Genomic DNA, 13,091 nt, shown 5'->3' with positions numbered 1-13,091 from the left:
GGACTCACACTCATCTAAATTGGATTTACATTAAACAACGAACCGATCCAACTTGAGAACAGCATCGCAGCAATACCCCATAATGCAACACGAACACTACCTTTCCAGATAGACGTACCAGCTGCATAGCTGGCCAAAGCACCTAATAATGCTAATGAAATGACACCAACGGCCATTACAGCTTTTTCGATATGTTGATCCGCACTAATTAAAATAGCGACCATTGGAAATAGCGCACCAACTGAAAAGGCAAGTGCCGATGATAAAGCTGCTTGAATAGGCCTCGCTGCTGTATTGTCATGGATGCCTATTTCATCACGTGCATGAGCTGCAAGTGCATCATGTGCAGTCAGTTGAATTGCAACTTCATGCGCCAGTTGTGGTTCTAAACCACGTGCAATATAAATTTGGGTTAATTCTTTGAGTTCGAGATCAGGATTTTTTTGGAGTTCTTTATGCTCCATGTGTAAATCTGCCTTTTCGACATCTTCTTGAGATTTTACAGAAATATATTCACCAGCTGCCATTGATGTGGCGCCAGATATTAATCCCGCGATACAGGTAATCAATAGGGTATGGCTCGATGCACCACTCGCAGCCATACCCATAATTAAGCTTGTGACGGAAATAATGCCATCATTGGCACCCAGTACAGATGCACGTAACCAACCCGTTCTTTCAATATAGTGTTTTTCAGTATGGTGTGAATAAGACATTATTTTCTCTAATTAAAATCTTATGGTTTACCTTTATAGGGTGACGTGTCGATTTGCATTCTGCAAGTAGGTAATTCGATTAATTTAGTTTTTTACGATTGTATAGGCAATAAAAAAGCTCCAGTCCAGGAGCCTTTTTATCACGCAACAATTATTGTTGAGCTTTCTCTTTCACATTTGCCGCACCTTGCTCAACAGCACCAGCTGCTTCAGCAGTTACGTCTTTCGCAGCTTCTTTAGTATCGTGTGCAGCTTGAGCTGTTGCATCAGCAGCATTCTCAGTTGCTACTGCTGTAGCAGTTGCAGCTTCAGAAGTTGCATTTGCAATATCATGGCCTGCTTGGTCAGCAGCATTTTCTAGGTGTTCGCCTGTAGTTGCACCTGTTTCTGGTGCTTTATCTTTGTTACAGCCAACAAGAGCAACAGTTGCAGCTAAACCTAAAGCAACAAGTAATTTATTCATTTTGATCGTTCCTATTTTTGTTATGCCCGTAGCATGGGCTGAATTTATATTAGCTGAAAAAATATTCAAAAATCGATCAAAAATTGTTGATTTAGTGTAATTTTTATCAAGCTAATTTTTGAGTAAAAATTATTATTTAAATCTTAATCTCAAAAAATTGTTTACATCAAGTCTTCGATGGAAGTGACAATATAATTGATCATTTCATCATCATGGTGCCATATGTAAATTTCTTCACCTAAATTGACGCCATATTCATCTTGTAATAATAAATAGTCGCTAGCGCCGTTATGTACGATGGCAATGCAGTTCGCATGGAAAAATTACCTATTTCACGAGTGGATTGATGCTTAACGCTAAGGTGATCCATTGTCCATTTAATTTTTGATATCACTAACGTCTTGAAATGGAAGTCGCCACCACGTTTCAATAACGTCCTCATCATATTTGTGCTCTGAGTCGGAAATAACAATGTTGATTTCAACACCGTTATCAATTTGTATTTGGCTTTATATTTTTTTAGAAATTTAAATCCTAATCGATCTTCGGTTGCCATAATAAATTTATATTCTAAGGGGAATGGCATCGGCGTTTTCTTTAATTATTTTGGTTTTTTATGAATAAGCTAAGTTTATCTTTTGTCAAAATAATTTATATTTAATGTTTAGCTCATAAAAAAGCCTGCAATGAATGCAGGCTTTTTTTTAAGGAATTAATCAAAAAATGATTAAAGACCAGCTGAAGCTTTAAGCGCTTCCACTTTGTCAGTTTTTTCCCATGTAAATGCAGTATCTGAACCTTCGCGACCAAAGTGACCATAAGCAGCTGTTTGTTGGTACATTGGTTGAATAAGGTCAAGCATACGAGTAATACCGTATGGACGTAAGTCAAAATGTTCACGTACTAGTGCAATGATCAAATCTTCAGACACTTTTGCAGTGTTGAAAGTATTGATTGAAATTGAAGTAGGTTCAGCAACACCAATGGCATAAGACACTTGAATTTCACATTTGTCTGCGAGACCAGCAGCGACAATATTTTTGGCTACATAACGGCCTGCATAAGCTGCAGAACGGTCAACTTTAGATGGATCTTTACCAGAGAAAGCACCGCCACCGTGACGTGCCATACCACCGTAAGTATCTACAATGATTTTACGACCAGTTAAACCACAGTCACCTACAGGTCCGCCGATCACGAACATGCCTGTTGGGTTGATATGGAATTTAGTGTCTGCATGGAACATTTCAGCAGGGATCACTTTTTTCACGATTTCTTCGATTACTGCTTCTTTAAGCTGAGCTTGAGTAATTTTCGGGTCGTGTTGTGTTGAAAGTACAACAGCATCTAAGCGAACAGGTTTGCCATTTTCATAAGCAAAAGTGACTTGGCTTTTAGCATCTGGACGTAACCAAGCCAATTTACCTTGTTTACGTAGTTCAGCTTGTTTTTCCATTAAGCGATGCGCGTATGAAATTGGAGCTGGCATCAGCACATCAGTTTCACGGCTAGCATAACCAAACATTAAGCCTTGGTCACCTGCACCTTGATCTTCAGGTTTTTGACGGTCAACGCCCTGAGCAATTTCAGGAGATTGTTTACCAATCATGTTAATCACGGCACATGTTGAACCATCAAAGCCAAGATCAGAGTGATGATATCCAATACCATTTACGGTATTACGAACAATCGCTTCAAAATCGACATTTGCAGTTGTTGTGATTTCACCGGCAAGTACAACCGCACCCGTTTTTACAAGCGTTTCACAAGCAACCCGCGCATATGGGTCTTCTTTTAAAATAGCATCCAAAATAGCATCGCTGATTTGGTCAGCCATTTTATCAGGATGGCCTTCGCTTACAGATTCCGAGGTAAATACAGCGTACTCGCGCATAAGTCCTATCACAGTTAAATTTAAAGACGCAATATGTTACATCGAGATTGGCTTGAGGACTAGCTTAACATGACCAAAATGGATGAAATTAATTCATTTCAATGACTTTTTAATTGATATAACCATCTAAAAAATTGATATGACACGCTTATTTAGGTTTTTCATATTTGAGTTATAGGGAAAATAGATAAATATGGATTAAGAAGAAAAAGATTAACTGAATTTGAAAGTAGATTTTTTGTTTTAGGTGAAACTAAAGTATTTAAAAAATATTGATATAAAAATCAATTTCAAAGGAATAATTATTGTCATAAATTGCCATAGATGCGGTAAAACAATCATTTATTTGTCGGTTAGCAATTCAACAAGTGATGTAAATATGGGTATTTGTGACTTGGTACATATATTGCGTAGTTTCTTTACATGTTAAGGGGAAACATGATGAAGCAAGCTGGATTTACATTGATTGAAATCATGATCGTTGTTGCAATTATTGGTATTTTAGCTGCGATAGCAACTGTGTCCTATAACGTTTATGTAGCTCGTGCACAGGTGTCAGAAGTACTGACGATGTTGTCACCGTATAAATTAAAATTAATTGAGCAATATTCAGATGAACTCAGTTGTGCAGAACTTGATGCAGCCGTTAATGAACATATCACGACCAAATACATCGCCAACAGTCAGATAGCGGATATTTCAGGGAACTGTTCAGTTATTTTTACTTTTAAAGCGACAGAGGTAAATTTAGCGCTACGCTCGAAGCGCATTTATTTTAGTATTCCTGATGGTTTAAATGGTGCTTGGAATTGTCAATCTGATGATATTGCTCAGCGTAATTTACCTGTAACGTGTACAGGAATTTAAGTTTTGAACTGCTTTATTTCCAATTAAAAATTTACTTATTCAGGTTGAAAAGCATTAGCTGAATAAAATTCACAATGCTTTTTACCATATTAGCAAAAAAGAATCTAATAACAAAAAAAATTAACTATGAAGTAGGGGATTATCAATACTTTAAATATAAAGAGGTCGGTGTTTTAAAGGTGATTAAAACGATTAGATGGCAATATCATGTCATTGTTTGGTCACATCAAAGTGACACTGTTTATAAAACAAACGGCGATTACAGACTTGAAATTGACCAATAAGCACCCAAAATATAGGGGTAGCTGGAATAATTAGCGAAATATTGCCCATTAGGCTTTACCCATTCCGCTTTTTTTAAGACAATATGCCCATCTTTGAATTCTTATTCATCTTACTCTTTTAAACCATTTGTTTGGACTCTGACCTATGACAACCCCGCTTAACGAACGTCGTATTGCAAACGCAATTCGTGTATTGGCAATGGATGCTGTGCAAAAAGCAAATTCAGGACATCCAGGTGCTCCAATGGGGATGGCAGATATTGCTGATGTGGTATGGCGTGAATTTTTAAACCATAACCCTGCAAACCCACAATGGGCAAACCGTGACCGTTTTGTATTGTCTAACGGCCATGGCTCTATGTTGCAATATGCGTTATTGCACTTAACTGGTTATGACCTTTCAATTGAAGATTTAAAATCTTTCCGTCAATTACACTCTAAAACTCCAGGCCACCCAGAATTGGGCTATGCACCTGGTATCGAAACAACAACTGGTCCATTAGGTCAAGGTATTGCGAACGCTGTTGGTTTTGCACTTGCTGAAAAAACTTTAGCGGCTCAATTCAACAAAGATGACATTAAAGTCGTTGATCACAACACTTACTGCTTCTTGGGTGATGGCTGTTTAATGGAAGGTGTTTCTCACGAAGCATGTTCATTGGCGGGTACGCTGGGTCTTGGTAAATTAGTTGTTTATTATGACGACAACGGCATCTCAATTGATGGTGAAGTAGAAGGTTGGTTCTCTGACGATACAGAACAGCGTTTCCTAGCTTACGGTTGGCAAGTGCTTAAAGTTGATGGTCATGATGCTGATGCAATCCGTGCAGCAACTGTTGAAGCAAAAGCTGAAACTGCTAAACCGACATTAATTATCTGCAAAACGATTATTGGTTTAGGTTCACCAAATAAACAAGGTAAAGAAGATTGCCATGGTGCGCCGCTTGGTAATGATGAAATTGCTTTAACTCGTGAAGCTTTGGGCTGGACAGAAGGTCCATTCGAAATTCCTGCTGACGTCTATGCAGCTTGGGATGCAAAAGCGAAAGGTACTCAATCAGAATCTGCTTGGAATGATGTATTTGCAGCATATGCAGCGAAATACCCAACTGAAGCTGCTGAGTTAAAACGTCGTCTATCAGGTGAATTACCAGCTGATTTCGTTGCTCAAGCAGATGCATATATTGCTGAAGTAAATGAAAAAGCTGAAACAATTGCGACACGTAAAGCAAGCCAAAATGCCATTCAAGCATTTGCACCAAAACTTCCAGAAATTCTAGGCGGTTCGGCTGATCTTGCAGGTTCTAACCTGACTTTATGGAAAGGTGCAGAAGGCGTTGAATCTAATCCAGCGGGTAACTACGTACACTACGGTGTACGTGAATTTGGTATGACTGCAATTGCGAATGGTGTAGCGCTGCATGGCGGTTTCGTTCCTTATGTAGCAACATTCTTAATGTTCATGGAATATGCGCGTAATGCAGTACGTATGTCTGCATTGATGAAACAACGTGTGATCCATGTTTATACACATGACTCAATTGGTCTAGGTGAAGATGGCCCTACACACCAACCTGTAGAGCAAATTGCATCTTTACGCGGTACACCAAACCTGAACACTTGGCGTCCATGTGACACTGTAGAAGCGTCTATTTCTTGGAAATCTGCACTTCTTCGTTCAGAAGGCCCTACAGCGTTAATTTTCTCTCGTCAAAACTTACCATTCCAAACTCGTACAGCTGAGCAAATTGCTGACGTAGCGAAAGGTGGTTACGTGCTTGCGAAAGAAAAAGGCGAATTGAAAGCAATCATTATTGCGACTGGTTCAGAAGTTTCATTGGCAATGGATGCTTACGCTCAACTTGATGGCGTACGTGTGGTATCTATGCCATGTGCTGAAGAATTCGTGAAACAAGATGCAGCTTACCGTGAAGCGGTTCTTCCATCTAACATCCGTGCACGTGTTGCTGTTGAAGCTGCGCATGTGGATTACTGGTGGAAATTTGTTGGTTTAGATGGTCGTGTCATTGGTATGACAACTTACGGCGAATCTGCTCCAGCAAAAGATTTGTACCAACACTTCGGTATTACTGCTGAAGCTGTGGTTGAAGCAGTGAAAGAAATTACAGCTTAATACCTGTTATTAACAGTCTTTAAAAGGCGCTCTCAATTGAGAGCGTCTTTTATTTTTGAACTTTACAGCACTGATTTTTATTTTTGCTGTAAATGATTCATTCATACATTGGCAAAACGAAGAAGTGAGATAGAGATGAGTTTATATGAGCAAATCAGTGATGAGATCACTTTAATGGATGCAGGCGAGCAGAAGTGGATTGGTCAAGACCTTCCATTAGAAGCAATGGTTGCAGTTGAGCTGTTGTTGCAGGATATGGCTGAAGAAAAACTGATTAAAGTGCGCCGTAAAAACCATGAAAAAACCACGGGTTTAAAACAGATTGATCGCATTTTGATTGAAAAGCTCTAAGTTTTTGAATGTAATGCTAAAAAAGCTTTGTTTCTAGAAGGAAATAAAGCTTTTTTTATGTGCGTATATTGTTTATAAAAAAGCCTATAAGATTTAAAACAGTCGATCATCACTATGTTAAATATTCAGGCACTCTCATCAGGTAGTATTCAATATTCAGATTGGTTACCGTTATGGCAAGGCTATCAAGAATTTTATCAGGTGCAATTAAGTGCAGAAGTGAGTAAAAACACTTGGCATAAGCTTAGTGACCCACAGCAAGATCACATTTATGGCTTTGTGGCTTATATTGATAATCAAGCAGTTGGGTTGGTACATGTGATTGAGCATGATAGCTGCTGGACTGTACAACCGTATGCCTATTTGCAGGATTTATTTACACTGGAAAGCGCGCGAGGGAAAGGTGTTGCTCGGGCTTTAATTCAGGCTGTGCAAGAATATACCCAACAGAGAAAATGTGATCGCGTGTATTGGCTAACACATCAAGACAATCAACAAGCACAAAAATTATATGATCAAATTGCGAGAAAAACAGGCTTTATTCAATATCGTCTTTAATGCGATTTAGATACCCAAAAAATAAAGCCCCGAATGTAAGGGCTTTATCAATTCTATAGCTTCAATATTATGAGTTTGCTGAAACATTAAAGCGTTTTGAATTATCTGCATCTTGTTGAATGGTCCATTCACCTTCAACACGGAATGAAGCGGCAGAAGCATAAGTATCTTCTAAGAATTGAAAATACGTAATTAGGCCATCTTTTACCGTAGCTTTAATTGCAAACGGAGATGTGAAGGTGTTTTTGGCAATGACAGAGGTATAGGTAAATTTACCAAATACGGCCACAGTTTCGCCTTCACCAATTAGATCTGTAACTTGAAAATCGTCAACATTCCAATAGGTGCCAACATTTGAGAAGGTATATACATAAACTTCACGGCCAGTTGAAGTACCTGCCCATGGTTCAATTTGTTTAAGTTCAGGGCTGTTAAAATTTAGAGAGGTATAAATTGCATCTTCTGCGACCAGTTTTTCTGCAGCATTGGCAACTAATTCTTTTGAGGTGTTAAGTAAAAAGGCCAATACAACATCTTTAGGTTGTTTTGTGCTGATTGCTTTTTCAATTGCTTGTAAATTTTCTGACATAACAATTCAACTTTATTTATACAGATGAAGAAATTATTTTAGTCATTATAAATAAGGAGAAAAGAGCTTATTATAAGCAATAGTATCCTAAAATTAGGAAAATATATGCCAAATAATTGTTATATCTTTAGATTGTTGCAATTAGTTTGATTTAAAGTGTTTGAAAATGGTAAATCTGTCTTGTAGATTAGTGTGCTTATAGGCCAAATAGCTCAAACAATTGAGCGCGCGGAATGCGGTAAACACTTAGGGTTTACAAATCTATCGTTCTAAAGATGCAACATATCGTTTTATCTTTAACAGTGTTTTCAGTTTAAAATTCTATAGACTAATCAGTATTCTAAAGCGAGATAAGAACATGAACTTCAAAGTATTAACATTAGGTCTGGCGGTAGTGTCAGCAGCGACTGTTTCAATGGCTAAGCCTGTCACATATCAAATTGACCCAACGCATACAGCAACTGTATTTACTTGGAATCATTTCGGTTTCTCAACGCCTTCTGCGAACTTTAGCGACATTCAAGGCACAATCAATGTTGATAATGCAAAACCTGCAAATTCATCTGTAAATGTAACGATTCCACTTGCAAGCTTAAATACCAACGTGAAAGCGTTAGATGATCATTTAAAAACTGCAGATTTTTTTGACGCAGAAAAATATCCAAATATCACATTTAAAAGTACAAAAGTACAAGCAATCAGCAAGAATAAATACAAAATCACAGGTAACTTAACTGTTAAGAATGTGACTAAACCAGTGGTATTGGATGCTGTGTTAAACAAGCAAGCTGTTCATCCGATGACAAAAGCAGAAACCGTTGGTTTTAATGCAACAACTTCGTTTGATCGTTCAGCATTTGGTGTAGGTGCTTACGTACCAAATGTTGGTGATAAAATCACTGTGAACATTACGACTGAAGCATCAGTGCCAGCTGCACAACCAGCTGTAAAATAATTTTTAGCAACTCCCTCAGCTAAAAATAATAAAGCACCCAATTGGGTGCTTTTTTTATGGATGTGGCTCTATAGATATTCGCACTGAATGTGACTAGTCACGATTTAATATAAGTAGACAGCCAAAACTAATAAAAATTCCGCCCGTTATCGCATCGATTTTTTGGCTAAACTTTTGATAATAGCCCGTCATTTTTGGAGCAGAAAAGACTAGAGCGACAACCGCAAACCAAATTAGACTTTCAACAAATACTAAAGCCAATAATGAACTTTGTTGTAAAAGGCTAACATCGGTACTAATGGCAATAGAAAAAACACTACTGAAATAAACCAAGGCTTTGGGATTTGCCATGTTGGTAAAGAAGCCCTGTAAGAGCAATTTTTTATGTGATTTGCTTGTAGTTTTCTTCAGTTCGGTTGCTGTAGCGGTGGTTTCCTTGGTTGCAAAAGCAGATTTAAGTAATTGTGTCCCTAAATAAAGCAGATACAAACCACCTAAAATCATGAGTACTTGTTGTAACCAAGCAATTTTCTGGAATAAGAAATGCAATCCACTAATTGCACAAATTGACCAAACGAGAATACTTAAAGAGACACCTAAGGCAGCGCATAGAGCATGCGTGCGAGATTGACGAATTGCACTTTGGGTAACAAAAAAGAAGTCAGGGCCTGGGCTAATCAAAGCAAAGAAATGAATGAGAGCAATGCTGAGTAAAGATGTCATTTATGAGATATGAGTATGCGGTAAATTTCATCTTTATACGGCATAGCTATAGAAAATAACAGCGCTTATTGGTACTTGAGTTGTCCAATAAAATTTTGAATGACACGTGAAGCAACCATTTCAAGTGCCACAGCATATTGTTGATTATCTCTTCGTAAGCTAGGAATATGAATGTCTGCTTTACGTAATTCACAAGTATGACCTATTAACCATTTCTCCATCGTATGAGCTTCAGCTTCAATATGGAATTGTAAGGCTAAAATATTATTTCCAACACTGAACGCTTGATTTGGATAAATAGCCGAACTTGCTAATAAGGTGGCTTGTGAGGGAAGTTCGAAGGTATCGCCATGCCAGTGCAGTACAGCATGATCTGCTAATACAGCAAGTGGATTGTTGGGTGTGGCTTTAATATCGAGTGGAGACCAACCGATTTCTTTGGCGTGTCCTGCATAGACTTTTGCGCCAAGTGCATGTGCAATGAGTTGAGCACCTAAACATATACCTAAGGTCGGTAAATTATTTTCTAAACGTACTTTTAGTAAGTCAATTTCTTGTTGTAAGAATGGATAATCTTCAGTTTCATAAACGCCAATTGGGCCGCCAAGAATAATAGTGAGACCTTTGTATTCTAGGGCTTTGCTTAAGTCATCAATACCTGCTTCAAAATACCGTACCCGATAGCCCATTTGATAAAATGTATCTTCAAGTGAGCCGAGGTCTTCAAAAGCAAGGTGTTGAATTGCATAAATAGTATCGGGAAGAGCAGTGTGCATATGCGGATACAGAATCAAGTGGACGAAATAAGAATGTAACGTGAAATATAAAAAAGGGAAGTGTTCTACCGTAAAAAGACAATGAAAGTATGCGAAAAAGACCATGATTCGTCATTTGAGAAATGGCGTAGTTGGAAATATTTTTTTAAAATCAATGGAAATCGCTTATTAGATGCGTATGATGAAAACTTCAGAAATCTACAGATAAATTTTTTCTGAACTATAAAAAAATCCCATATAAAAGATTTTTAAAGTAAAAAAATATATGCCAGGGAAATTATATGGACTTAAAATCAAATCCCGATGCAAAATTATTGCATGCGATACACAACATATTGTTGAAGGAATGGGATCCATTGGGTATTCGAAGAATGCCTTCAATGCGTGATGAATATGATGATTACTTGCCGAATATCTTTAAATTGATACGCGACAATTCAAGTGAATCAGAAATTTTTGAATATTTATGGTGGATTGAACTGAAAGTTTTAGAAAAAACTGGACGTAAAGAACATACTTTAAAAATAGCCAAATTACTCAAAGAAATTGAAAAATAACGCTTCGCTTAGAAATAAGAGAATAAATGTTAAATAGAAAAAAAGCCGACACAAATGTATCGGCTTTTTTGCAGCATATTTATGCGCCTTGACAACTTTAAAATTTCTTTTCGACGGTGAACATAAAGCTTGGAATCGCTTCATTTATACGTGATTGGTAAAGCGCGCCAGTGCGTTGATCACGTAATACTTCTTTGTAATCGCTACTTAAAATATTACGTGCATTTACGGATGCAGACCAATTTTGTTCAAATCGTTTGGTGAAACTTATATCCATATTTACACGTTCATTACTGGTGCGGTTGTATGGCTCATTACTGAGTGCACGGGTGTATTCTGGGGTGTAATTTAAATTGACACTTGTAGCAATTCGCCAAGGTTGGTAGTTATAGGAGATACCTGTACTCGCAGAATATGGTGCGACATCACTGGCTAGACGTTTTGTACCATTATCTTCTTCAATTTTTGCACGCACGGTAGAAAGCTGTGCGTTTAGCATAAATGAATGCCCCGAATCGGTTTGCTTCAACGCGTAGCGCCCCGCAATTTCTACGCCATAAGTCGTCGCACTGTCTTGGTTATATGGGCGTTCCACAAAGCGGCTATCACTATCAGCTGTACCACATAAATGACCTGTCACATTTTCACTATAAATCGATTTTTCAATATAGTCTTCGATTTCACGGTAATACGCTGTTACGTTCACGCCGCCTGCAGGGGTGTTATAGCCCAATGTGGTTTCGTAAGCATTGATCTTTTCAGGGCGTAAGAATGGGTTACCACCACGGTCAGGATTGTTTAAGCTGCCTGCATCACTATCCGTAGAAACAGAAACAGTTGGCATAAGTTGATTGCTACGAGGGCTTTTAAAGGCCTGACTCAGGTTGGTTTGTAATGACCATTGCTCATTAAAATCATAACGATGTGCGAGTACAGGACTTAAATGATTATCTTGATAATCCACTAAGCCTGAGCGATCAATCCATTCTTGACGTACTCCCAGTGTTAACGTTTGCTTATCTGTATATCGCCAACTGCCTTCGACATAAGCGGCATAAGTTTGTTCATCCAAAGTGTTGGCAATATTGCTTTCTAACTCACTTGATCGAAGATCTGTACCAAACTTGATTTGCTTTTTCGCATCAAATTTACGTACACCATCATAAGCCAAACCATATTCATTAATTTGTTCATCAATATAAGATTGCTGACGCGTTGAACGGGTTAATTCAGTTTCTTGTTGCTGTTCTATCGATAAGCGAATTTTGTCTGAATCACCCTGATTTTTACGTTCATAACGGGTATTTAAACGAATACTGTCATTTTTATCTTTTTGTACTTGAGAACCGCTTGAACCTTCACTTTCATTGTTACGGTAGAAGACTTCGGCAACTAATTTCTGTTGATCATCGAGCTGATATTCAACACGTGGTGTCAACATTTGAGAAGTACGATTGGTAATACGTCGTTGTGTTTGTTCACCTGTTGCATTTTGGGTACGTGTTAATGTGTCAGAATCATTCCACGATTGACTGCCTGATAAGCTATAGATCCAAGTATCATCACGACCATCCATTTGGAAATTTAGATTTGTGCGTTCCTCTTCACGTGTATTGGACTGCGTTAAACCATAACCTGCACGGACAGAACCACTCAAACGGGTGTCATTGAGCGGCTCTTTTAAAATGATATTGATGACTGCAGAAGATGCAACTGAAGCCTGAGCGACGCTTGGCTGCTTGGTAATTTCAATACGCTCAATCATTTCAGGGGTGATGCTGTCGACCACAGACATACCACCACGCGGCCCGCCTTGAACAGGTTCACCATTAATTAAAAATACGGGTGCACCGCCACCACGAAAACGCATGCCGCCAGCACTTGGGCCTCCACGCGGTCCACCTCCCGCACCTGGGAGTTGAAAACCTGCTGCTCGACGTAGTGCATCATTTATCGACTGATCACCGAATTTCAGCATTTCATCACGAGTGACAATAGTTTTTGCGACTGCGCTAATATCCGGATCTTTAGGTTTGATTGCTGCTGAACGCACTTCAAAAGTCAGAGCTTCCATTTGCTGAACATCTGCTTGTGGCTGTTCAGTCAATGTAGATGAATTTTCTGCTGCCCAAATTGAAGTAGACAGGGTAAGTAAGGCATAACTCAGTGTGTGGTCAGTTTTAATGGGGTGCGCACGCCTTGCATTATTTGGTTATCCAAATGT

At 38.5% G+C, this 13,091-nt stretch carries 13 protein-coding genes; 6 read left to right on the top strand and 7 right to left on the bottom strand.

The annotated features are described in order from the left end of the window. Positions 1-14 precede the first annotated feature (14 nt). The 3 genes from A9J31_RS02050 to metK form a co-directional block, all read right to left on the bottom strand. On the bottom strand, positions 15-716 hold the full coding sequence (locus A9J31_RS02050) for a VIT1/CCC1 transporter family protein (RefSeq protein WP_067762079.1): 702 nt from the start codon (positions 714-716) through the stop codon (positions 15-17). A gap of 151 nt (positions 717-867) precedes the next feature. Further along, complete coding sequence (locus tag A9J31_RS02045) at positions 868-1,179, bottom strand: hypothetical protein (protein WP_067762077.1); 312 nt, start codon at positions 1,177-1,179, stop codon at positions 868-870. A gap of 727 nt (positions 1,180-1,906) precedes the next feature. Continuing rightward, complete coding sequence (metK, locus tag A9J31_RS02035; protein WP_067762073.1) at positions 1,907-3,073, bottom strand: methionine adenosyltransferase; 1,167 nt, start codon at positions 3,071-3,073, stop codon at positions 1,907-1,909. A 438-nt stretch (positions 3,074-3,511) separates the two neighbouring features. On the opposite strand from metK, the gene A9J31_RS02030 reads away from it, so the two are divergent. The 4 genes from A9J31_RS02030 (at position 3,512) to A9J31_RS02010 (ending at position 7,267) form a co-directional block, all read left to right on the top strand. Further along, on the top strand, positions 3,512-3,940 hold the full coding sequence (locus A9J31_RS02030; RefSeq protein WP_155857593.1) for a pilin: 429 nt from the start codon (positions 3,512-3,514) through the stop codon (positions 3,938-3,940). 429 nt (positions 3,941-4,369) lie between these two features. After that, complete coding sequence (gene tkt / locus A9J31_RS02020; protein ID WP_067762068.1) at positions 4,370-6,358, top strand: transketolase; 1,989 nt, start codon at positions 4,370-4,372, stop codon at positions 6,356-6,358. A gap of 135 nt (positions 6,359-6,493) precedes the next feature. Further along, entirely contained in the window at positions 6,494-6,709 is a 216-nt protein-coding gene (locus tag A9J31_RS02015; protein WP_067762066.1) for a hypothetical protein, read from the top strand. A gap of 114 nt (positions 6,710-6,823) precedes the next feature. Beyond that, on the top strand, positions 6,824-7,267 hold the full coding sequence (locus A9J31_RS02010) for a GNAT family N-acetyltransferase (protein ID WP_067762064.1): 444 nt from the start codon (positions 6,824-6,826) through the stop codon (positions 7,265-7,267). Positions 7,268-7,334: 67 nt separating this feature from the next. Here A9J31_RS02010 and A9J31_RS15730 read toward each other — a convergent pair whose 3' ends face one another. After that, positions 7,335-7,856, bottom strand: a complete 522-nt coding sequence (locus A9J31_RS15730) for a nuclear transport factor 2 family protein (RefSeq protein ID WP_171256647.1) — start codon at positions 7,854-7,856, stop codon at positions 7,335-7,337. Between the two features lie 358 nt (positions 7,857-8,214). On the opposite strand from A9J31_RS15730, the gene A9J31_RS02000 reads away from it, so the two are divergent. Next, entirely contained in the window at positions 8,215-8,811 is a 597-nt protein-coding gene (locus tag A9J31_RS02000) for a YceI family protein (protein WP_067762062.1), read from the top strand. Positions 8,812-8,904: 93 nt separating this feature from the next. Here A9J31_RS02000 and A9J31_RS01995 read toward each other — a convergent pair whose 3' ends face one another. Both A9J31_RS01995 and A9J31_RS01990 read right to left on the bottom strand, forming a co-directional pair. Further along, positions 8,905-9,534 (bottom strand): LysE family transporter, encoded by a 630-nt coding sequence (locus A9J31_RS01995; RefSeq protein ID WP_067762060.1) that lies wholly within the window; start codon positions 9,532-9,534, stop codon positions 8,905-8,907. Between the two features lie 65 nt (positions 9,535-9,599). Beyond that, on the bottom strand, positions 9,600-10,310 hold the full coding sequence (locus A9J31_RS01990; protein WP_067762058.1) for a glutamine amidotransferase: 711 nt from the start codon (positions 10,308-10,310) through the stop codon (positions 9,600-9,602). Between the two features lie 281 nt (positions 10,311-10,591). Between A9J31_RS01990 and A9J31_RS01985 the strand changes: the two genes are divergently transcribed. Then, a complete protein-coding gene (locus A9J31_RS01985) occupies positions 10,592-10,867 on the top strand; it encodes a hypothetical protein (protein WP_067762057.1) in 276 nt (91 codons plus the stop codon). Between the two features lie 97 nt (positions 10,868-10,964). On the opposite strand, the gene A9J31_RS01980 is transcribed toward A9J31_RS01985, so the two are convergent. Beyond that, complete coding sequence (locus tag A9J31_RS01980) at positions 10,965-12,941, bottom strand: TonB-dependent receptor plug domain-containing protein (protein ID WP_150923008.1); 1,977 nt, start codon at positions 12,939-12,941, stop codon at positions 10,965-10,967. Positions 12,942-13,091: the final 150 nt, after the last annotated feature.

It is taken from the genome of Acinetobacter gandensis (assembly GCF_001678755.1).
Taxonomy (GTDB): domain Bacteria; phylum Pseudomonadota; class Gammaproteobacteria; order Pseudomonadales; family Moraxellaceae; genus Acinetobacter; species Acinetobacter gandensis.
This window is presented reverse-complemented; position numbering and strand designations above follow the sequence as displayed.